The organism is Aequorivita antarctica, assembly GCF_007997155.1.
In the GTDB taxonomy this organism is placed as follows: Bacteria; Bacteroidota; Bacteroidia; order Flavobacteriales; family Flavobacteriaceae; genus Aequorivita; species Aequorivita antarctica.
The window spans coordinates 156,948-178,660 of record NZ_VORT01000010.1 but is presented as its reverse complement, the minus strand read 5'-3'; the positions used below and the strand labels follow the sequence as shown (position 1 = coordinate 178,660).

Annotated in this window: 23 protein-coding genes and 2 tRNA genes; 14 read left to right on the top strand and 11 right to left on the bottom strand. The window is 36.6% G+C overall.

Annotation, left to right across the window (positions count from 1 at the left end; all coding sequences use genetic code 11):
- Nucleotides 1-50: 50 nt before the first annotated feature.
- Nucleotides 51-977: an FKBP-type peptidyl-prolyl cis-trans isomerase gene (locus tag ESU54_RS14155; RefSeq protein ID WP_249041331.1), complete on the bottom strand. Its 927-nt coding sequence runs from the start codon at nucleotides 975-977 to the stop codon at nucleotides 51-53.
- A gap of 76 nt (nucleotides 978-1,053) precedes the next feature.
- Between ESU54_RS14155 and ESU54_RS14150 the strand changes: the two genes are divergently transcribed.
- Nucleotides 1,054-1,440 (top strand): RNA-binding S4 domain-containing protein, encoded by a 387-nt coding sequence (locus ESU54_RS14150; protein WP_111844737.1) that lies wholly within the window; start codon nucleotides 1,054-1,056, stop codon nucleotides 1,438-1,440.
- A gap of 28 nt (nucleotides 1,441-1,468) precedes the next feature.
- Nucleotides 1,469-1,972, top strand: coding sequence for a phosphoribosyltransferase family protein (locus ESU54_RS14145; protein ID WP_111844738.1), 504 nt, complete (start codon nucleotides 1,469-1,471; stop codon nucleotides 1,970-1,972).
- Here ESU54_RS14145 and ESU54_RS14140 read toward each other — a convergent pair.
- Nucleotides 1,964-2,485, bottom strand: coding sequence for a shikimate kinase (locus tag ESU54_RS14140; RefSeq protein ID WP_111844739.1), 522 nt, complete (start codon nucleotides 2,483-2,485; stop codon nucleotides 1,964-1,966). The two genes, ESU54_RS14145 and ESU54_RS14140, sit on opposite strands and share 9 nt — an antisense overlap.
- 383 nt (nucleotides 2,486-2,868) lie before the next feature.
- On the opposite strand from ESU54_RS14140, the gene ESU54_RS14135 reads away from it, so the two are divergent.
- From ESU54_RS14135 to ESU54_RS14100, 8 genes are all read left to right on the top strand, one after another.
- Nucleotides 2,869-2,941 (top strand) — tRNA-Lys (locus ESU54_RS14135).
- 77 nt (nucleotides 2,942-3,018) lie between these two features.
- A tRNA-Leu gene (locus tag ESU54_RS14130) sits at nucleotides 3,019-3,101 on the top strand.
- Nucleotides 3,102-3,242: 141 nt separating this feature from the next.
- The gene (locus tag ESU54_RS14125) at nucleotides 3,243-4,145 is read left to right on the top strand and encodes a MerR family transcriptional regulator (protein WP_235004586.1); all 903 of its coding nucleotides are present in this window, start codon (nucleotides 3,243-3,245) and stop codon (nucleotides 4,143-4,145) included.
- Nucleotides 4,146-4,266: 121 nt separating this feature from the next.
- A complete protein-coding gene (locus ESU54_RS14120) occupies nucleotides 4,267-5,730 on the top strand; it encodes a phytoene desaturase family protein (RefSeq protein ID WP_111844740.1) in 1,464 nt (487 codons plus the stop codon).
- Complete coding sequence (locus ESU54_RS14115) at nucleotides 5,727-6,569, top strand: phytoene/squalene synthase family protein (protein ID WP_111844741.1); 843 nt, start codon at nucleotides 5,727-5,729, stop codon at nucleotides 6,567-6,569. Before ESU54_RS14120 ends, ESU54_RS14115 begins: the two co-directional genes overlap by 4 nt.
- A 34-nt stretch (nucleotides 6,570-6,603) precedes the next feature.
- Complete coding sequence (locus ESU54_RS14110) at nucleotides 6,604-7,053, top strand: sterol desaturase family protein (protein ID WP_111844742.1); 450 nt, start codon at nucleotides 6,604-6,606, stop codon at nucleotides 7,051-7,053.
- Nucleotides 7,054-7,056: 3 nt separating this feature from the next.
- Complete coding sequence (locus ESU54_RS14105; protein WP_111844743.1) at nucleotides 7,057-7,761, top strand: lycopene cyclase domain-containing protein; 705 nt, start codon at nucleotides 7,057-7,059, stop codon at nucleotides 7,759-7,761.
- 119 nt (nucleotides 7,762-7,880) lie between these two features.
- Nucleotides 7,881-8,465, top strand: a complete 585-nt coding sequence (locus ESU54_RS14100) for an SET domain-containing protein (protein ID WP_111844744.1) — start codon at nucleotides 7,881-7,883, stop codon at nucleotides 8,463-8,465.
- Nucleotides 8,466-8,476: 11 nt separating this feature from the next.
- On the opposite strand, the gene ESU54_RS14095 is transcribed toward ESU54_RS14100, so the two are convergent.
- The 6 genes from ESU54_RS14095 to ESU54_RS14070 all read right to left on the bottom strand — a co-directional run bounded on the left by ESU54_RS14095 (nucleotide 8,477) and on the right by ESU54_RS14070 (nucleotide 16,824).
- Nucleotides 8,477-9,040 (bottom strand): TlpA family protein disulfide reductase, encoded by a 564-nt coding sequence (locus ESU54_RS14095; RefSeq protein ID WP_235004587.1) that lies wholly within the window; start codon nucleotides 9,038-9,040, stop codon nucleotides 8,477-8,479.
- 99 nt (nucleotides 9,041-9,139) lie between these two features.
- Complete coding sequence (locus ESU54_RS14090; protein ID WP_111844745.1) at nucleotides 9,140-11,404, bottom strand: aconitate hydratase; 2,265 nt, start codon at nucleotides 11,402-11,404, stop codon at nucleotides 9,140-9,142.
- A gap of 211 nt (nucleotides 11,405-11,615) precedes the next feature.
- On the bottom strand, nucleotides 11,616-12,569 hold the full coding sequence (locus ESU54_RS14085; RefSeq protein WP_111844746.1) for an AAA family ATPase: 954 nt from the start codon (nucleotides 12,567-12,569) through the stop codon (nucleotides 11,616-11,618).
- Between the two features lie 13 nt (nucleotides 12,570-12,582).
- Nucleotides 12,583-14,019 carry a peptidylprolyl isomerase gene (locus ESU54_RS14080; protein ID WP_235004588.1) on the bottom strand — a complete coding sequence of 479 codons (1,437 nt, stop codon included), beginning with the start codon at nucleotides 14,017-14,019 and terminating at the stop codon, nucleotides 12,583-12,585.
- Nucleotides 14,012-14,869, bottom strand: a complete 858-nt coding sequence (locus tag ESU54_RS14075) for a peptidylprolyl isomerase (protein WP_111844748.1) — start codon at nucleotides 14,867-14,869, stop codon at nucleotides 14,012-14,014. Before ESU54_RS14075 ends, ESU54_RS14080 begins: the two co-directional genes overlap by 8 nt.
- Nucleotides 14,866-16,824 (bottom strand): peptidylprolyl isomerase, encoded by a 1,959-nt coding sequence (locus ESU54_RS14070; RefSeq protein WP_111844749.1) that lies wholly within the window; start codon nucleotides 16,822-16,824, stop codon nucleotides 14,866-14,868. The genes ESU54_RS14075 and ESU54_RS14070 overlap by 4 nt, the downstream gene beginning before the upstream one ends.
- 239 nt (nucleotides 16,825-17,063) lie before the next feature.
- On the opposite strand from ESU54_RS14070, the gene ESU54_RS14065 reads away from it, so the two are divergent.
- From ESU54_RS14065 to ESU54_RS14050, 4 genes are all read left to right on the top strand, one after another.
- Nucleotides 17,064-17,306, top strand: coding sequence for a hypothetical protein (locus ESU54_RS14065; RefSeq protein WP_111844750.1), 243 nt, complete (start codon nucleotides 17,064-17,066; stop codon nucleotides 17,304-17,306).
- A complete protein-coding gene (locus ESU54_RS14060; RefSeq protein WP_111844751.1) occupies nucleotides 17,303-17,746 on the top strand; it encodes a DinB family protein in 444 nt (147 codons plus the stop codon). Before ESU54_RS14065 ends, ESU54_RS14060 begins: the two co-directional genes overlap by 4 nt.
- A gap of 68 nt (nucleotides 17,747-17,814) precedes the next feature.
- The gene (locus ESU54_RS14055; RefSeq protein WP_146743996.1) at nucleotides 17,815-18,321 is read left to right on the top strand and encodes an OmpH family outer membrane protein; all 507 of its coding nucleotides are present in this window, start codon (nucleotides 17,815-17,817) and stop codon (nucleotides 18,319-18,321) included.
- Nucleotides 18,322-18,398: 77 nt separating this feature from the next.
- On the top strand, nucleotides 18,399-18,971 hold the full coding sequence (locus ESU54_RS14050) for a hypothetical protein (RefSeq protein ID WP_111844753.1): 573 nt from the start codon (nucleotides 18,399-18,401) through the stop codon (nucleotides 18,969-18,971).
- A 68-nt stretch (nucleotides 18,972-19,039) separates the two neighbouring features.
- On the opposite strand, the gene guaB is transcribed toward ESU54_RS14050, so the two are convergent.
- The 3 genes from guaB to ESU54_RS14035 form a co-directional block, all read right to left on the bottom strand.
- A complete protein-coding gene (gene guaB, locus ESU54_RS14045) occupies nucleotides 19,040-20,512 on the bottom strand; it encodes an IMP dehydrogenase (RefSeq protein ID WP_111844754.1) in 1,473 nt (490 codons plus the stop codon).
- Nucleotides 20,513-20,657: 145 nt separating this feature from the next.
- Nucleotides 20,658-21,152, bottom strand: a complete 495-nt coding sequence (locus ESU54_RS14040; protein ID WP_111844755.1) for a hypothetical protein — start codon at nucleotides 21,150-21,152, stop codon at nucleotides 20,658-20,660.
- A complete protein-coding gene (locus tag ESU54_RS14035) occupies nucleotides 21,153-21,683 on the bottom strand; it encodes an FMN-binding protein (protein WP_111844756.1) in 531 nt (176 codons plus the stop codon).
- Between the last annotated feature and the right edge of the window lie 30 nt (nucleotides 21,684-21,713).

The following is a 21,713-nucleotide window of genomic DNA, read 5'->3' as shown; positions in this document are numbered from 1 at the left end:
CCCCACTTTAAATGAGTGGGGCTTACTTTTATCGTTTAAAATAGGATTTATTAAATAGATGGATCCAAATAATCTGGAATACCGTTTCCATTTCTATCTGGAAAAGTAACAACTCCGTTTATTATTTCAATTTCGAATTCTGTACGTCTTCCATCGCCATCATCATCGGTATCCAAATAATTTGAAACGCCGTCTGAGTCGGTATCATCATCATATAGATAACCATTACCGTTAAGGTCTTCCAGATATGAATCTATTCCATCTAGATCGTGATCTACTACTTCAAAAGCAAACAACTCAAAAGAAAAAATTACTTGATCGTATGAATTAAGACCGCCTGTAGGAGGTGGATATTGAAAATAGGCCAATCCAGAAGGTATAAATACCGCCCCAATACCATAATTTTCAAAAGTTAAGGTACCATCTGGATTAACAATTGGATCCCCTTGTGCTCCTTTAAATTCAATAATTGCCTGTTGCAACCCTTGAAGTATTGCTGAAGTAGGAGGATTGTCCACAAGATCGAACTTAACTGGTATCACAGAACTATCAAATAAATCGAGGTTCATCAACCTTCCATCATAAGTGTTGGTGGTTCTATCACAAAAATGAGGATGTTCATCTCCACCCCCTTCGCGAACCTTGAGATAATACAATTTATAAATAACGGTATTGTCCACCAAATCTTTTACTTCCTTAGATGTCACCTGCTCCATTAATGGAGTTTTTGAGGCATTGTCACCTGCAATGGTATCAAATTTCAACTTAAAGTTTTCAGGGTCGGCCTGAAATTCTTCGTAGTTATAAAAGTGGGTTTCCAAAAATGCCTCAATCTCTGCTTGAGCACGTATAGCCTCTTCGCCCCTATCTCTAGGCGGAACAATATAAATATCAGATCCGTCATCCTTTTTACAGGAAACAGTAACGATAAGCATCACAATTAAAGAGGTAACTCCGAATTTTATTTTTTTCATCATCAATTTTTTGTGGGCGCAAGATACAATTTTCCGCTACTTTTGCATGCCACATTAACGTTGTTTTTATGATAATTGTATGAGGATTGATAAATATTTATGGAGTGTTCGGTATCTAAAAACCAGAAATATTGCAACCCAAGCCTGCAAAAAAGGCTCGGTTCGCGTAAATGGCAACATCGTGAAACCCTCTCGGGATGTTTATCCGGGTGATATTATAACGCTTCGGAAGGAACAAATAAATTATCAACTTGAAGTTCTCGATCTGCCTGAAAGCCGTGTTGGAGCAAAGCTTGTTGATATTTACAGAAAGGACACTACTCCAAAAGAGGCCTTTGAAACCAATGAAATGCTTCAATACGCCAAAAGCTATTACAGAAAAAAAGGGGTGGGCAGACCTACCAAAAAAGACCGCAGAGATTTGGATGATTTTACAGAATCTCCCGAAGAAGAAAATGAAACGTAATAATTATATTTGAAAAAAATAGTAGCAAATGCAGGAAATGAACACAGTTATTCTCGATAAAAAACAGATAGCCCACAAAATAAAGAGGATTGCCTATCAAATCTATGAAACCAATGTGGACGAAAAGGAAGTTGTGATTGCCGGTATTATGGCTAATGGTTTTCTGCTCGCAAAAAAGATAAAGATGGAATTGGAAAAAATTTCACCCATAAAAGTTTTGCTTTGCGAAGTTGTTATTGATAAAAAGCATCCAACTAACAAAATAAACACCTCTCTGAAGCAGGAAGAATACAAAAACAAATCGTTGCTTTTGGTAGATGATGTGCTGCATTCCGGAACCACGTTGATATACGGTGTAAAACATTTTCTGGAAGTGCCTCTAAAGCAATTTAAAACCGCAGTACTGGTAGACAGAAACCATAAAAAATATCCAATAAAAGCAGATTTCAAAGGAATTTCACTATCAACATCTTTGAATGAAAATGTTTCCGTGATTTTTGAAGAAAACAACGACAGGGCTATATTAGAATAATTTCAAAATTATTTTTTCTACGGTTTCATTAACGCTTTCTCCTCCATTTTCAACAGTCAACGCTGCTTGATTATAAAAATAACCTCTTTCAAAAAGATGTTTTCTGATGAAGTCATTAAGATTATCTTCGGTTTTAAGATGTGCCAGTAATGGTCTATTTTCCTTTTCTGAAAATAACCTAGTTGTTAAAACATCAATTGGTGTTTTTAAATAAACTGATACTACATCTTTTTGTTTCACTAAAAAATTCATTGAGTCAGCATAGCAAGGCGTCCCCCCTCCGGTAGCCAGGACAAAACCTTCGGACTTTGAAAGAATGTTTTTCAAAACTTCAATTTCAACTTTTCTGAAATAGATTTCTCCTTTTTCTAAAAAAATCTTTGGAATAGAAATACCCTCTTGTTTTTCAATTTCATCATCCATATCTTTAAATGGAATTCCCAAAACAGCAGCAAGCTTTTTACCAACTGAAGATTTTCCGCTTCCCATATAACCAATCAAGACTATTTTCATCTGCATGTACTATTTATTTTAATGGAGTAATTCAACTTTAGTTTACCCTGAGCGAAGTTAAATGGTTCAGTAATGATTAGAATGGCATCAGTCATTTTTTTTGATTGATTTATATCTTTCTAAAGCATTTCATATAGATCAAAGTACATTTTTTTAATTTTAAAAATCAAACAGCTGAAAGAATATTACAGAATTTACACACAGAAACCAATTTTAAAGCAAAAAATTCATTTGTGAACCCCTGTTTCTCAGCTGTTTTGAATTTTTATCAAATTTAATTGATTTTCGTTTTGAAAAATTAATTTAATGATAGTATATTTGCACCCTCCAACGCAAAACACATTCTTGTTATGCTTCGGAGGGTAAGCCCAAATAGGGTATTAGACCTGGTAGCTCAGTTGGTAGAGCACCTCCCTTTTAAGGAGGTGGTCCCGGGTTCGAGCCCCGGCCAGGTCACAAAAAGTTAAGCCCACGGTTTAACTTTTTTTGTTTAGTGCAATTTCTGAATTGCTTTAATTTTTTAATAAGTACCTACCCGGGTGCTGGAATTGGTAGACAGGCATGGTTGAGGGCCATGTGTCCTCAGGACGTGTGGGTTCAAGTCCCATTCCGGGTACTTTTTTAAAATGTAGATTTTCTTTATCTGCGCAGCAATCTTAAATCAGTAGCTTTTCATCTGTTTAGAGTTTTTAATAATTTTTTAAACAATCTCACTTCTTTTCAGTACATTCACATTGTTAACTTAAACTATTGTTCAGTGATCAAAACACAGTTTGGCATTAAGGATCTTGAAAACCTTTCAAATGTTAAAGCCCATACCATTAGGATTTGGGAAAAACGATACAACCTTCTTGAACCAGATAGAACTGATACAAATATCAGAAAATACGATCTCGAGAACCTGAAAAAATTATTGAATATTGCCTATTTATACAACGCTGGACATAAAATTTCAAAACTTGCAAACTTAAATTCAATACAGCTCCAGGAGTTAATTAAAAAAAATATTAAAGGAGTCGATTCTGAATACTTAGGCAATATTTTTAAATCGGCAATGTTTGAATTTGACGGGGAGTTGTTTGATGCTACCCTTGAAAAACTGTTAGAAAAGAAATCCTTTCGCGAAGTTTTTTCAGAAGTATTTGTTCCATTGCTTAATGAAATGGGCATTCTATGGCATTCGGGAACCATTGACCCATCGCACGAACATTTTATTTCAGAAAAAATAAAACATACCATTATCGAGCATTCGGCCAATTATAAAAAAAATGCTTCCGAAAAAGATACACAGTTATTTACACTTTACCTTCCCTTCAAAGAAATTCATGAAATTGGCTTGCTGTATGCAAATTACGAACTTCTTTCCGCGGGTTTTAAAACAGTATACTTAGGCGCAAATATTCCAATGCCAAGCTTAAAACATATTCTTAAAGCCAAAACGAAAGTCATTTTTGTAACCTATTTCACATTGCTTCCGGAAAACGACAACCTCCAAAAATATATTAATGATTTTCAAAATGAGGTTTGTACTAAAGGTTCAAGTGAACTCTGGGTATTGGGCAGCAAAGCCTCTAAAAATATCAAAAACTCAAAAAATATTAAGCTTTTTAAAGAGGTCAAGAGTTTTACAGATCAAGTTGATAGCCTTTCAAGCGTTTAATTTCAAACACTTTTAAAGTAAACTTTTAGCATCTAATATCTCTTTAGCTTATTAAATAAAAGCCAAAATTTATTTATAAATCTCATTTTTGTTTAAATAAAATGTAAATTTGTTAAACAATATGAAAAAAGTTGCTATTATTGGTTCTGGGTTTTCGTCGCTCGCAGCTTCGTGCTATCTGGCACAAGCGGGAAATAATGTAACCGTATACGAAAAAAACCAAACCATTGGTGGTAGAGCACGACAGTTCAAAAAAGACGGCTTTACTTTCGATATGGGACCAACGTGGTACTGGATGCCCGATGTTTTTGAACGTTTTTTTGCTGATTTTGGAAAAGTTCCTTCAGATTTTTACGAACTGGAGAAATTGAATCCCGCCTATCGTGTCTTCTTTGGAACCGATGATTATATAACCATTGAACATACACTTGAAAAAATTTATGCCGCTTTTGAAAAAGAGGAATCTGGAAGTTCAATAAAACTGCAGAAATTTATAGATCAAGCCTTGGACAATTATAATATTGCCATTAAAGATTTGGTTTATAGGCCAGGCGTTTCACCATTGGAACTAGTTACCGTTAAAGCTATGCTGAAAATAAGCCAGTTTTTCAGCACCATCAGCAAAGAGGTACGCAGCGAATTCAAAAATCCAAAGCTTATTTCAATTTTGGAATTTCCTGTTTTGTTTTTAGGAGCGAAACCTTCCAAAACTCCAGCCTTTTATAGTTTTATGAATTATGCAGATTTTGGACTCGGAACATTTCACCCAAAAAAAGGAATGTATTCTGTAGTTAATGGAATAAAATCTCTTGCAGAAGAACTTGGTGTGATAATTAAAACGGATCAAAACGTAGAAAAGATAACTGTTGAAAATGGAAAAGCTACAGGCCTAATTATAAATGGAGTAAAGGTTGAAGCCGATATGGTTTTAAGCGGCGCAGATTATCACCACACAGAAACACTTTTAGATGAAAAACACCGACAGTATTCTGAAAAATATTGGCAAAAGAAAACCTTTGCACCTTCTGCCCTACTTTTTTATGTAGGATTCAATAAAAAAATCGAGAATGTAGATCACCATACTTTGTTTTTCGATGTGGATTTTGAGAAACATTCCCAAGAAATATATGACGCACCGAAATGGCCAGATGATCCACTTTTTTATGCCAGCTTTCCTTCCAAAACCGATACAAATATTTCGCCAGAAGGTAAAGAAGCTGGGATTTTTTTAATTCCATTGGCCCCTGGTCTAGACGATATACCGGAAATTCGAGAAGAGTATTTTGAAAAAATAATGGATAGGTTTGAAAAAATCACCAACCAAGAAGTTAAAAAATACGTTATATTTAAAGAATCTTTTTGTGTCAATGACTTCGTTTCAGATTACAACAGTTATAAAGGAAACGCCTACGGACTGGCAAATACGTTGATGCAAACTGCTTTTTTGAGGCCAAAACTGAAAAGCAGCAAAGTGAAAAATCTGTTTTTTACGGGACAGCTAACCGTTCCGGGGCCCGGAGTACCCCCCGCATTGATTTCTGGAAAATTAGTAGCAGGTTTAATTGAAAAAGAACAAAGAAATTGAAAGAACTTTTTGACATAGTATCCGAGTCTTGTAGCAAAAAGGTAACTGAAACTTACAGTACGTCCTTTTCATTGGCCACACGAATGTTGGGACCTTCCATTAGGCAGGATATTTATAATATTTATGGTTTTGTTCGTTTTGCGGACGAGATTGTGGATTCTTTTCACGATTATGAAAAGGAAATTCTTTTCAAACGTTTTGAAAATGCTTTGGAGGAAGCACTGCAAGACCGCATAAGTCTCAATCCAATTTTAAACTCTTTTCAAAAAACAGTTTACAAATACAATATTGACAAAGAATTGATCTATATCTTTATGAATAGTATGAGATTGGATCTTACAAAAAGCACTTATTCCACTGCGGAAGAATTCAATGAATATATCTACGGTTCTGCAGATGTGGTAGGATTGATGTGCCTAAAAGTTTTCGTAAAAGGCAATGAAGAAAAGTATAACTCACTAAAAGAATCTGCGATGAACTTGGGTTCCGCTTTTCAAAAAGTGAATTTTTTACGCGATTTAAAAGAAGACCATGAAACCCTTAGCAGAACATACTTTCCAAACACCAATTTGGAATCGCTGGATGAAATTTCAAAACAACAAATAATTGCGGAAATAGAAGAAAATTTCAACAAAGGTTACGAAGGAATTCTGTTTTTGCCACACGAAGCAAAACTCGGAGTTTTTATCGCATACAGATACTACAAAAGACTGTTGAAAAAATTGCAACAAACACCAGCAATAGAAATAAAAAATACCAGAATACGTGTGCCAAATATTGAAAAAATTGGGCTTTTGACGAGGAGCTATGTGAAATATCAATTAAATTTGGTGAGATGATAAAAATTCAAGATTCCCAAATTAACTTCTTAAAATGACAACAGTTCTTTGGATATTAATTTTCATAACCACTTTCTGCATTATGGAATTTATGGCGTGGTTTACGCATAAATACGTTATGCACGGTTTTTTATGGAAGCTTCACAAAGATCACCACCACAAAAATCACGGAAGTTGGTGGGAACGCAACGATTACTTTTTTCTGTTTTACGCACTTGTGAGCATAAGTTGTTTTCTGGGTTGGAGCTATTTTGGTTTTTGGGCCGGATTACCCATTGGTTTAGGGATTTTCGCTTACGGACTAGCCTATTTTTTTGTACACGACATTTTTATCCATCAGCGTTTCAAACTGTTCAGAAATGCTAATAACTGGTATGCACGCGCAATCAGAAGAGCACATAAAATACACCACAAACATTTGGGCAAAGAAAAAGGCGAATGTTTCGGAATGCTTTTTCCACCGTTAAAATATTTCAAAAAATAGGCTATGTGGCATCTGTATCTTTTGTTGGATGTTGCTTCGTTCAGTATTCCTTTTCTTTTCAGCTTTCACCCAAAACTAAAGTTTTATAAGCTTTGGAAATATTTCTTCCCAGCCACATTTATAATGATGGCTTTTTTTATTCCATGGGACATCATATTTGCGCAAAACGGAATTTGGGGGTTTAATGAAAAATATCTTTCTGGAATAAAACTGGGAAAGCTTCCTTTTGAGGAATGGCTCTTTTTCATTTGTATTTCTTATGCTTGTCTTTTCACAATTTATGCGTTTAAAAAGCTACTTCCGAATTTTTCGTTTTCAGATAGAACTACAGACCTTGTTTACTTTTCACTACAAACAATACTAATAGCTATCCTACTCTATTTTTACGATCGCTGGTATACGGCTATAAACTTCGGCTATGCAATTGTGTTATTGGCTTTGGTCTATAATTACAAACGTGAAGCTTTAAAGGTTTTCTTCCCTGTTTTCATCATTCTTTTAATTCCTTTTTTTATTGTGAACGGTTATCTTACTGGCAGCTGGATTAATGAACAAGTGGTTTGGTACAATGACGCTGAAAATCTGGGAATCAGAATTGGAACTGTACCAATTGAAGACAGTATTTATGCCTTAAGTATGCTCTTAACTGTTTATGTTTTGATGGAAAAATTCAGAGAAAAATATCCTTCTAAAAATATCGCAGATTAAGATAGATTTGCAGAAAAAATCGGCAAATTAACGGTATTAAAAATTCATATACAATAGCTTAAAGAATGTAATTCAATTGAGATTTTGCATTACATTTAATCCAAAATTTTCGATTATTTATGATACATCCTAAAACAGAACTAAAGTTTATTAGCAACGAAATTGGATACGGTGTTGTTGCTACTGAATTTTTACCCGCTGGAACCATAACATGGGCTTTAGATGATTTGGACCGTGAGTTTACTCCGTCCAAACTAAAGAAAATGAACCCGCTCTACCAAAATATTTTAGAAACCTATTGCTACAGAAACAACAAAGGAAACTTTGTACTTTGCTGGGATTATGGCCGCTACGTAAACCACAGTTTTAAAAGCAATTGTATATCCACTGCCTATGATTTTGAAATTGCAATCCGCGATATTCAACCTGGTGAAGAACTGACTGACGATTATGGCTATTTAAATGTTTCAGAACCCTTTAAAGGAATAGATGAAGGAACTCGCCGTAAAACGGTATATCCAGATGATCTTTTAAATCATTATGAAGCTTGGGATAAACAGCTCATTAAAAATTTCTCGAAAATCATTAAAGTAGAACAACCTTTGAAGCCACTGATTACAACAAGATTGTGGAATGACATTACTGCTATTGCTGAAGGAAAGAAAGAGATGAAGTCTATTAAAGAAAATTATTTTCCGGGTTAATATTCAGCAGATTATTTACTGAGAAGTTGATCCAAAAGTGCGCGCATTTTTTTACTGTTCCAATCGGCGGCACCTTCTTCACCAATAATTATCTCCCCTGTTTTAGAAATCAAATATGTCGTGGGCAGAACGCTGGATTCCAGTTTTTTTGGCGCTTCATAAGTTTGAAGAAAAATGGGCAAAGAATAACTGTTTTTCGTCATAAAGCTCATTATCTTTTCTGGTTTTTCGGAGGTGACAAAATAAAAATCTACTTTGTCGCCATACGTATCGTATAGTTTTTGGAATGAAGGCATTTCAGCAACACAGGGCGGGCACCACGTAGCCCAAAAATTTACTATGGCCACTTTCCCTTTCGATTGTGAAAAATTTACATCTTCCCCATTCAATTGTTGTAAATTCCAATCGTAATCTTGAAGTATTTCCCGTTCTGTTTCAGATTTTTCGGAAGGAGAAAATGAAATGAGCCTTTGCACAAAAACCTGAATGGGCATTCGCGTTTGCGGAATAATCAAAAGTGCTAAAAAAGCAAAAAAGAGAATATTGCTCCAATTTTTTTTAAGAAAGGGAATCATAATTTTATTGTATAAAAAACCTCACAGATCTTTTAATCTTCGCATAAAGCTACGAATAATAAAAAAAGACCTGTGAGGTTTAGGCTTTAGCCTTTTTATTTAAGCATCCTGCTTTTTTATCAAATTCAAAGCTGAACCTTCGCGATACCATTTTATTTGTGCATCGTTATAAGTATGGTTCACTTTGATAGTATCCTTGTTGCCATCCTTATGGACAATTTCAAGAGTCAATGGTTTGTTTTCGGAAAAATCTGCAATATCCACAAAGTTGAAAGTATCGTCTTCTTGAATCAAATCGTAGTCTGCTTCATTTGCAAATGTCAATCCTAACATTCCTTGCTTTTTCAAGTTCGTTTCGTGGATTCGGGCAAATGATTTCACTAAAACCGCCGCAACTCCCAAAAATCTTGGTTGCATAGCAGCGTGCTCACGAGAAGAACCTTCGCCGTAGTTATGGTCGCCCACAACTATAGTTTTTATTCCTTTGGCTTTGTATTCACGTTGCACATTTGGCACACCGCCATATTCGCCAGTGAGTTGGTTTTTTACAAAATTTGTCTTTTTATTGAAAGCATTCACGGCACCAATCAAGGTATTATTGGCGATATTATCCAAGTGTCCACGGTAGCGCAACCAAGGTCCGGCCATAGAAATATGGTCTGTGGTACATTTTCCGAAAGCCTTTATCAATAATTTTACGCCCTGTAATTCAGAATCTTTTATTGGCACAAAAGGCTCCAAGAGTTGAAGACGCTCGCTGTCTTTTGCAACTTTAACTTCAACCGAGCTTCCGTCCTCTTTTGGAGCTAAATAACCATTGTCATCCACTTCAAATCCTTTTGGAGGAAGTTCCAAACCAACTGGTATATCCAGTTTTACTTCTTGTCCATCTTCATTTAACAAGGTATCATTCATTGGATCAAAATCCAAACGGCCCGATATTGCAATTGCAGCAACCATTTCCGGAGAACCTACAAAAGCATGAGTGTTTGGGTTTCCATCGGCACGTTTTGAAAAGTTTCGGTTAAAGGAATGTACAATTGTGTTCTTTTCGTCACCTTTTCTATCACTTCTATCCCATTGCCCAATACAAGGCCCGCAAGCGTTTGTGAATATTGTAGCGCCCAGTTTTTCGAAAACATCTAACAATCCGTCACGTTCCGCAGTAAAACGAATTTGTTCCGAACCGGGGTTTATTCCGAAATCACTTTTAGGTTTTAAATTCTTGTCGACGGCCTGTTGTGCAATGGAAGCTGCTCTAGACAAATCTTCATAGGAAGAGTTGGTACAAGAACCTATCAGTCCCCAATCCACTTTTATAGGCCAATCGTTTTTCTTCGCTTTTTCACCTAATTCACCAACTGGAGTTGCCAAATCTGGAGTAAAAGGTCCATTCAAATGCGGACGAAGTGTCGATAAATCTATTTCAATAACTTGGTCAAAATATTGTTCTGGATTCGCATAAACTTCATCATCACCTGTTAAATACGCTCTGATTTTATTTGCTTCATCAGCGATGTCTGAACGGTCAGTTGCTCGAAGAAAACGCTCCATAGCATCGTCATAACCGAAGGTTGAAGTAGTTGCACCAATTTCAGCCCCCATATTACAAATGGTTCCTTTCCCTGTGCAGGAAAGGTTTTTCGCTCCAGGACCAAAATATTCTACAATAGCTCCAGTTCCACCTTTTACAGTAAGGATGCCAGCTACTTTTAAAATAACATCTTTGGAAGCGGTCCAGCCATTTAATTCACCAGTCAATTTAACACCGATAAGCTTTGGAAATTTCAATTCCCAAGCCATTCCGGCCATTACGTCAACAGCATCTGCCCCACCAACGCCAATGGCTACCATTCCCAAACCACCAGCATTAACTGTGTGGCTATCGGTACCTATCATCATTCCGCCCGGGAAAGCATAATTCTCCAAAACTACTTGGTGAATAATTCCAGCTCCGGGTCTCCAAAAACCAATTCCATATTTGTTTGATACAGATTCCAAAAAGTCAAAAACTTCGTTACTCGTTTCGTTTGCGCGCTTTAAATCGAGTGCAGCGCCCTGTTTGGCTTGAATTAAGTGATCACAATGCACTGTAGTTGGCACAGCAACGGTTTTCTTTCCAGCTTGCATAAATTGCAAAAGCGCCATCTGCGCAGTTGCGTCCTGGCAAGCAATTCTATCAGGGGCAAAATCCACATAATCTTTACCACGTTGGAAAGCTTTAGTGGGGTTGCCTTCCCAAAGGTGGGAGTATAATATTTTCTCAGAAAGAGTAAGTGGTTTTCCAGTGATTTCGCGTGCTTTGTCCACACGTTCTGAAATCTGGGCATAAACCTTTTTAATCATATCAATATCAAAAGCCATAGTTGTATTTTTTGTTGATGCGAAATTACAAAAAAAATAGAATAATTAAAAAATATTTAATAGAATTGCTTATTTAGTGAATATAATTCACTAAAAGTTAAATATAATTGAATATAATTATCAATTTGGTAATTTTAGATAGCTAATATTAAGAATTTCAAAATATTACAATTCCAGAATCTGCGAAATTTGAAAAGAAAACAAAGATTATTTAATATAAGCTTTTAATAATCTCTTCAATGCTCAATCCTTCGGCTTCGGCTTTGTAGTTTTTAATCAATCGATGTCTAAGAATAGCGATTGCTGCTTTTTGAACATCTTCAATATCCGGTGAGAATTTACCGTGAAGTGCTGCGTGCGATTTTGCAGCCAAAATTAAATTCTGTGAGGCTCGGGGACCTGCGCCCCAATCGATATAGTTTTTTACAGTTTCTGTAGCTGTAGAACTATTTGGACGGGTTTTTCCAACCAAGGTAACGGCGTATTCCACAACGTTATCTGCAACTGGAATTCTTCGGATTAACTGCTGAAAATCTATGATTTCCTGTGCTGTAAAAAGTGGGTTTACTTTTTGGGTATCACCCGAGGTTGTTTGTTTAACCACTTCAACTTCTTCAGAAAACGAAGGATAGTCAAGATTGATGGCAAACATAAAACGGTCCAACTGTGCTTCGGGCAACGGATAGGTTCCCTCCTGTTCTATTGGGTTTTGCGTGGCGAGTACAAAATAAGGCAAATCCAATTTATAGTGATGTCCTGCAACTGTAACAGCCCTTTCCTGCATTGCTTCCAAAAGTGCGGCTTGGGTTTTTGGTGGGGTTCTGTTTATCTCGTCTGCAAGAATGATATTGGCGAAAATTGGCCCCTTTATGAACTTGAATTCACGGTCTTTATCCAAAATTTCAGAACCCAAAATATCGCTGGGCATCAAATCTGGCGTAAACTGGATTCTTTTGAATTTTAAGCCAAGTGCTTCCGCAACAGTATTAACTAACAAGGTTTTCGCAAGCCCAGGAACGCCAATCAGCAAAGCATGACCGCCCGAAAAGATGGCTAGTAGCACCTGCTCAACCACTTCATCTTGACCTACTATTACTTTTTTAATTTCTTGCCGAAGGGCATTGTATTTTGAAACCAGTTGCGTTACCGCTGCTACGTCTGACATATTTTTTCCGCTATTATTTTTTCATCCAATTACCAGCAAAATCACAATCTTGGTAGTCTTGGTTGATGCTAATATACGTATCTTTTATTTTCTCGTTCTGCCACTTGTTGATTACCTTAATTTGCTTTTCGCGAAGCGCCAACTGTTTGATGCGTTCGTAATCCTTGGAATAATTGGCTTTGTGTTCGGGGTATTTTTTGGTAACTGTAAGTATTTTCAAACTGCTTTTACCGGTGCGGTCCCGATCTGTAAAAATTTCTGAAACTTTACCTTCACTTAAATTATATACTTGGGCACTAAGGGTTGGATCCATTTTGGTAAGATCAAACTTCGTGTCAAAGGTTATAGGGTTGATTAACTGACCCCCATTGTTTCGGGTTTCTTTGTCGTCAGAATTCTTTCGGGCTGCTTCCGCAAATGTGATTTCCCCTGAATCAATTTGAGATTTTATTCCTTCTATTTTTTTCTGTGCCACATCTATTGATGTTTGCGAAACTTCGGGAAACATCAAAATATGTCTTACATCAACTTCTTGTCCACGAATTTTTTCAACATAAAGAATATGATACCCAAATTCAGTTTCAAAAGGTTCACTTATTTCACCCTCCAAAAGGGAAAATGCTTGATCCTTAAATTCCTTTGCCCAAGGCGAATCTCTTTTTACGCCTGTGTAAAGACCTCCTTTGGAAGCCGAACCGGGATCCTTGGAATATAAAACTGCCTTGGTGGAAAAACTGGCGCCGTTGTCAATGATATCTGCGCGCATTGCGTTTAGTTTCGCAATAACTTCATCTTTCGCTTGTTGGGTTATTTCAGGATCTACCACGATTTGTGAAATCTCTATTTCAGCGCTAAAAACCGGGCGTTGTTCTTCTGGGATTGAAAAGAAAAATGTTCTTACCTCTTCTGGGGTAACTTCAACTTTTTCAATCACTTTATCTTGCATCATTCGGGCAAGTTTTATGCTTTTGTTGGCTTCAAAAAGTTCAGTTCTCAGTTGTGCTATATTGTCTTTTCTGTAATAGGCAGCAACTTTTTCCTCGCTACCAAGTTCACTTATCATATATTGCATCTGTTGGTCTATCATACCATTGATTTCGGCATCTGGAACCAACAAACTGTCTTGCTTTGCTTGGTGCGCATAGAGTTTATCCTCCATCAATTTACCCATTAACTGGCAACGGGTTATATCTTCTATTGACATTCCTTGTGATTGCATTTCTACGTAGGCTTTGTCAATATCACTGTCCAAAATAACATATTCACCAACTACTGCGCTAACACCTTCGGCTTTATATCTTTTGAAAGGTTTCAGCGTATCGCGCTTCATTACCTGTTGAACCACTAGCGAGTCATTGCTTTTCACAACGCCTGTACTGTCTGGCTCCAATACCACCTGAGCTTGCATTACAGCAGTGGAGAATAACAATACCAATAAAAACTTATTCATTTTTATAGATTTCAAAATTATTTGTTTCAATAGCATCTTTTGTAATATCTGTTTCTAATTTTTTTATGAGATCGAGCTTTCTTTTGTTCAAAATGATTTGTCTCAAAGTTGGCTTAATATAGGAAAAGGGTGCTGTATCATTGGGATTAAGCACGTTTTCAATTTTCACCAAATATACTCCTAATGAATCTTGCAATTGTGCAAAATTGGATTTTTTTAACACTTGCTCGCTATTGCCCTTTAACACTGGCAAGGCATTGAGCAAAACGTCTTTTTTGATCCAAACCGAATCATTGAAATTTGAAGATACAAATTGGAAATCCTGACTGTTTAGCGATTTTTTGTCCTTTTCATTATAACGATTCAGCTTTTCCTTTACAGAAGCCAATCCATCATAATTTAATGGAAGCTTTACATAACGAAGCTTAACTAGCAAATCTCTTTGTTTGAAGTTTTCTTTATTTTCTTCGTAGTATTTCTGATATTCCTGTTCCGAAATTACACTGTCCAACTGCTTGTCAACGATTACATTTTTATAAGCTTCAGTAAGCAGATCCATCTTATATTCCTGAACTAGTTTATCATATTGCTCCAGCTTTTCAGTGGTGAGATTTATTTTAGCCTGGTCTATAAGCAATTGCTGAGTCGCCCAACGGTTTATATAATTGTTTACAATGAGCGTACTATCTTCTGGCGAAGTATTTTCAGAAATCAATTTTGCAATGTCTGCTTTATATAAATAACTGTCATTCACACGGGCAATTACATCTTGCTCGGCTTCCTGTTTAAAATAATCACAGGAAACAAAAAAAACACAGCACAGTATTATATAAAGAAATTGCTTTATCACTTTAGTTGTTTCTTAACGTGTTTCAAAGATTTCTTGTTTACCTCTACTTTATATTTTGAATGTAGGCCCTCAATCCAAGAAGCTTCAATATCGTTTTGGTAGTTGCTCAATACTTTCCCTTTTACGTCTTCCAATGATTTTGACCCAGGAGCAATTATTTCTTTAATGTTCACAACGACGAATGAATCATTGCTTGGATATATTTTAGAAACTCCTTTCTTAATTTCAAGATTCTTGGGAAGCTCGCGTTGGTCAATTTCAAAAACACCGGGAGTGATAAGAACATTTACTTTATCTTCTGCATTCAGTATGATTTTAATTTCCTCTGGGGTTTTTCCTTCACCTAACATTTTCACTAGCTGTTGTGCAAGTACATCTGAAGTGGCCGCATAAATATCAGCGTCTATACGCTGTTTCCACAGGTAATTCTGTTTAGTTTTATTATAATATTCCTGAATACCAATAGAATCATTTTTGCCTTTTTGCCAGATGTTTTTGTCCATCACATCAAAAATTAAAAGACCATCGCGGTATTCGTTGAGAATGGCGGCGTAGTCTTCATTTTCGAACTCAAGTCTTTCTTTGAAGTAATCTTTTAGCTCCTCGGTTTCAAATTCATCATAAAAATCTACCAATAACGTCTCCTTTAGCTTGTATGGGCGAGTGGTTTTTTGACGTTCTTCTATATATCTTGCAAAATCTGAATAGGTAGATTTTTTATCACCTATTACAAAAAGTGTTTTATCCTCATTAGCGGTTATTGGAGTCATAACCCATTTTCTTTTCAAAATATCATCGCCAAGGTAGGTGTCAAAATAAGGCAAGTAACTTGCTTCTTTTTTAAATCCGTATTTTTCCTTTATTTTTTTATTGGTGGCACTAGTAACAATTTTAGAACGGTCGCCTTCGTTCACTTTTTTCTCAAGTTCTTCTTTTTGCTGCTCAAACGTTTCCATAGGAAATTTTTCCTCCAAACGGATAATGTGCCAACCAAAATCAGTTTTTACAGGCTTGCTCAAATCACCAGGGTTTTTAAGGGCATAGGCCGCATCCTCAAATTCTGGAGCACGTAGGTCACCTTTTGTGAAAGGTTTCAGTTTACCACCCTGCACTGCTGAATTTTTATCGTCAGAAAACTGCTTAGCAAGGCTTTCAAGATTCTGTCCTTGCATCAGCATGCTGTAAATTTCATTGATGCGTTCCTCTGGGTTGAATGTACGTGCGCCCTTTTTATCAGATATCATAATATGTGATACCGAAATTTTTGGCATTCTTGCTCTTTTGTCGTTAACCTTTAAAACATGGTATCCAAAACTAGTGCGCACAATGCCTGAGATTTCGCCAACCTTTGTATTATAAGCAGCATTTTCAAACGGATAAACCATATTGAATACTGAAAAATAGCCTAAGTCGCCTCCAGACTCTTTCGCTCCGGGTTCTTCAGAATAGGTTTTTGCGAGCTTTGCAAAGTCTTCACCTTTAAGAGCTCTTTCGCGAATGGAATTCAATTTGTTGTAAGCAGCCAATGTATCCTGCGGCAAAGCTTCATAATCTACACGGATCAAAATGTGAGAAGCGTCTACATCTTGTTTGCCACGTTCGTAAGCTTCTTTGGCAAGTTCTTCGGTAACCTTGTCTTCAAAAAGATAATTTCTTGAAAGTTGATCTCTGTACTTTGAAAATTCCTTTAAATAATTTTCTTCTTTGTCCAGACCCTGTGCCTGGGCTTCGGCTATTTTCAGTTTATAATCAATAAAGAGCTGCAGGTAACCATCAATATCTTTTTGCGATTCGTCCTGGACAAGGTCGAGGTTTTTCATATAAACACGCTCAAATTCGTTTGCATAGACAGGCTTGCCGTCTATGGTCATCAACACTTCTTTTTTATTTTGCGAAAAAACGGTTGTGGCGCTCAAAAAGGCCAAAATGCATACAGTAAGAAAATTTTTCATCATTATTGAATATTTATTTTTAATGAAACAACCCGCCTATGTTTATGCTTCAGCGGACAAAGGTGCAAAAATAGCAAAAAGCTATGGGAACTTACACCCGAAAAGCAAACGAATTTAATATAAATATAGTGTTACCCGCATTTTAAAATATTCTTAAAACCCGTAACTTGCAGAAGCTAATAAAAAAGAACGAATACAAGTATTTTTTAAGATAAAGCCATTACCTTCATAACAATATATAAATGACTGAAAGAGTAAAACTTATATGGGACTTCCACGGTCCGAACTCAAAACACATTGCTGAGCATCACGCAAAGCATCTTACTGAGTTTGCTGAAGCAAAAAAATTAGAAAATGCTTTTACTGGCAAAGAAGAAATTACACCAATGCACCATATTGCATATTTTGTGGTTGATAAGTCTTTAATGAATACACTAAGGGAAACCTTGAAACCCACTCGTGGGCAAATTTATGACAACCCGTGAAAGCATTTTTTCAAGATACATTTGAATACACAAACCATTGCAATCAGCAGCTTATTGAGGTATTAATCAAAAATCCTGAAGCCTACGCAGAAAATATTAGCCTTTTGGCCAGCCACACCCTAAATGCCCACCACGTATGGAACCACCGCATTTTTGGCGTTGCCCCTGCTCTTTCGGTTTGGCAACATTTGGAAATTAGTGACCTGCAAAACATCAACAACGAAAATTTTGAGCATAGTGAAGATATTCTTCATAAAAAAGAATTAAACAAACCAATAAACTACACTAATAGTAAGGGTCACAATTTTACAAATACCGTTAGCGAAATATTTTTTCATATCATCAATCACAGTACCTATCATCGCGGACAACTAATCAGTCTTATGAAGACACAAGGAATGGAACCAATTGTTACGGACTATATTTTTTATAAACGCTGAAAGCAACTGTCAGTTTATTTGCAATATTTATAGTAATATTGCGCTTTGAATATTTAAAAACAAACAAAATGAAATTTTTAAAAATTGCAATTTTCTTTATCGGTCTTTCAACCTTCGCTCAAGGAAAAGTAGGCGCAGTTGACGTAGAATATATTCTTTCTAAAATGCCTGAACTGATCTCTGTTCAAACTGAATTAAAGACCTACGGACAACAACTGGACATAGACCTCAACAAAAAAGTGGACGAATACAAAAAACTAGTTGATGAATACAAAAAAGGCGAAGCCACCTTTACCGACGAACAGAAAAAGGAAAAACAGACCACACTGATAAACTTGGACAAAGACATTCAGAAATTCCAAGAGAACGGTAGTAAACTAATGGACATTAGACAAACAGAAGCGCTTAAACCACTCTATAAAAAAATTGGTGAAGCCTTGGATAAAGTAGCAAAATCAAAAAACTACACACAAGTGATGCAGACTACTCAGGATTTGGTTTATTTAGATCCAGAATATGATCTTACCGTTCCAATTCTACTAGAACTAGGCATTACTATAACTACCGAAGAATAGCGAAAATAATTCAACTTTTCTTTTGGAAAATATTAAACGTGGAGCTATTGCTTCACGTTTTTTTTTGACAATGCTTTATGGAAATAGTTATATTTGAAAGAACTTCAGAATTGTATTTCATGAATCTTCTTAAACGTTTTGCAGAAAAAAATGACGGTCACTATACAGAAGAAAGCCTAAAAGAAGCCTTTTCACCAATTGGCAAAATGATTTATCAACCCAAAAGTGCTTACTTTAAGATTGGCGGATCAAAAATTTCAGTTAATCTTAATGAAGTTGGCGGAGCAATTCCAACTGCGGAACCCTTCAGAATAACACTTCATTTAGACAATAAGTGCGGAAAAATCTTAGAAATATATCCAGTTACCTATTGGGATAAAATTCTGCAAAGCGTTTTTCCTTCAACCAGTAAAAAAATCAAAGACGAATATGTATTCAAAAGTGATTCGGAATTAATTAAAAAAATTACTGAAGAAGAGTCAATTTTCAACAAACTCAGAAAAGAAAAGGTTTATATCCGCATTCCTAAAGAAAACACCTCAAAAATCATTCTTACTCCAACAAAAGGAATTGACACCGAAGTGCAATTTGAAGGCTTTATCTCAATTTTAAAATTCTTAGAGGAAAAAATAACCACAGTCAATGTCTGAAAAAATAATTCGCTATTATGAAGCATTGCTGATTACAAACTGATCAGTAAACACTGAAAACAAGAAAACTACCTGCTATAATTTGGTGATTCTTTGGTAATGGTAACATCATGCGGATGACTCTCATTAATACCCGAAGCAGTAATTTTAATAAACTGCCCAGTTTCTTTTAAAGTCTCAATATCCTTTGACCCGCAATAACCCATTCCTGCACGAAGTCCGCCTATGAATTGGGTCATACTTTCAACTAAGTCTCCTTTATAAGGAACGCGTCCTACAATTCCTTCGGGAACCAGTTTTTTAATATCATCCTCAACATCTTGAAAATAGCGATCTTTGGAACCCTGTTTCATAGCTTCCACAGAACCCATCCCTCGGTAAGACTTGAATTTTCTTCCTTCAAAAATAATGGTTTCCCCAGGAGATTCTTTCGTCCCTGCTAACAATGAACCTAACATCACACAATCCGCCCCAGCAGCAATAGCCTTAGGAATATCTCCAGTATATCTAATTCCTCCATCTGCAATTACAGGAACTCCGCTTCCCTTGATGGCTGCGGCAACTTCTAATACTGCTGAAAATTGCGGAAAGCCAACCCCAGCAACTACTCTTGTAGTACATATTGAGCCTGGTCCAATTCCAACTTTCACCGCATCAGCACCAGCGGCAACCAAATATCTTGCAGCATCAGCTGTGGCAATATTCCCAACAATCACATCCAACTCAGGGAATCTTTGTTTCACCTTTTTCAAAACTTCAACAACTCCTTTAGTATGTCCGTGGGCAGTGTCAATAATTACTGCGTCAATCTGTGCATTCACCAAAGCTTCGGCTCTTTCTACAGCATCAGCTGTTACGCCAAGCGCTGCAGCAACGCGAAGTCTTCCATATTGGTCCTTATTGGCACTTGGTTTCTGAGTGAGTTTGGTAATATCTCTAAATGTAATAAGTCCCAATAGTTTACCCGCATCGCTTACCACGGGTAGTTTTTCAATTTTATTTTTTTGAAGAATTATCTCAGCTTCCTTTAATGAAGTACCCTGTGCCACGGTAACCAAATTTTCTGAAGTCATCACTTCGCTCAACGGACGTTTTAAATCCTTTTCGAAACGAAGATCTCGGTTAGTGACAATTCCTATCAACTTTCCTGCATCATCGATAATCGGGATTCCACCAATGCTATATTCCCGCATCGTTTTTTGGGCATCGCCCACGGTGTTTTCTTTTTTCAAAGTTACTGGATCGATAATCATTCCGCTTTCAGCACGTTTCACTTTCCGAACTTCAGCAGCCTGCTGCTCAATACTCATATTCTTATGAAGTACGCCAATACCACCTTCGCGAGCCATAGCGATTGCCATAGCACTTTCAGTAACGGTGTCCATTGCAGCGGAAACAATGGGAACGTTTAATGTAATATTTCGTGAAAATTTGGTGGCGATGGAAACTTCGCGTGGTAAAACTTCAGAATAGGCAGGCACTAAAAGTACGTCGTCGTAAGTTAGGCCTTCTCCAAGAATTTTGTTGTTGTGTGCGGTCATTGCAATTAAATTATCTTCCGAAGCTTGCGAAAGTGATTATGGATTAATTGCGTGCAAATGTACGGTAAAATAATTAAGAATTCTGAATTCTTTTATAACTTCAACAGCAGCATAGCATATTGAATGGGGGGCTGGCTGTTAATTATTATTTCTTTTCCGAAGCAAACAATTGGATCAGCACCGCTCCTGCCGCTACCACATAGACTACGGTCATCAAAGTGCCTGAAATCATGACAACCCATTTCATCCACAGCATACCTTTCCACATAAAATATATTCCACCGAAGGTCAAAAGGATAGAAACAAAAGGTTCTATCATTAAGAAAGCTTTCCATTTTGGTGGAAGGGAAGTGATAGCCACCAAGCCGCCCAACAAAAAGAAAATAAACGAAATAGAAAGAATGTGAGTGTGCAAAATGGTAAGCATCTCGCGCTCCCCTTTTTTGAATTTCATTACCGCTACATCTTCCACTTCTTCATTTCCAAGGTAATTTTCCTGAAGCCCGTGCGGACTTACTGAGCCTGTTTCGCGGACAAAGTTCAGACCCGTGAAATATCCCACGCTCAAAACAATAACAAATGCCACAATAAATTGTTTTGCATAACGCGGAAGATTTTGGATACGGCCGTGGAGTTGCATTTAAAAAATATTTGATTTTTGCAGGATAGCAATACTCTTCAGAAGGGAATTCATTTCTGAGGTCAAGGACCTTACCGAAATTGTGGCCCCGCTTATTGGGATGATATTTCGGTTGTAAACAAGTTCCTTGGAAGTGGGGGATTCGCCTTCAAACTGTTTCAGCCAACGTTTGCTGCTTATTTCGCCGCCGTACTCTTCGCGGTAAAAAAGTACTTTGCTCGTAGTAATGACGAAGTTTTTATCAAACAACACCAAATAATCAAAAGTTGCGGTTTTACTGGGTGCATTCCCTATATATCCATACCCGAGAAGTTTACCGCCCGAATTGATCTTAAAAAGGTTTTCATCTCCAAATTCCGAAATCGTCTTATAATTCAAATCTTTAGGAACCGAAATGATTTCTTTTGAAATATTTTCGGTCCCGTAAAATTTCACCATCTCTTTATGGGCCTTTTTGGCCACGTTATCTGGAACGGTAAAGGCTGCCAAGACGAGCGGGACAAAAAAGAGTATGAACAATCTTGTTTTCATAAAGCAAAGGTATTGATTTCAAAAATTATG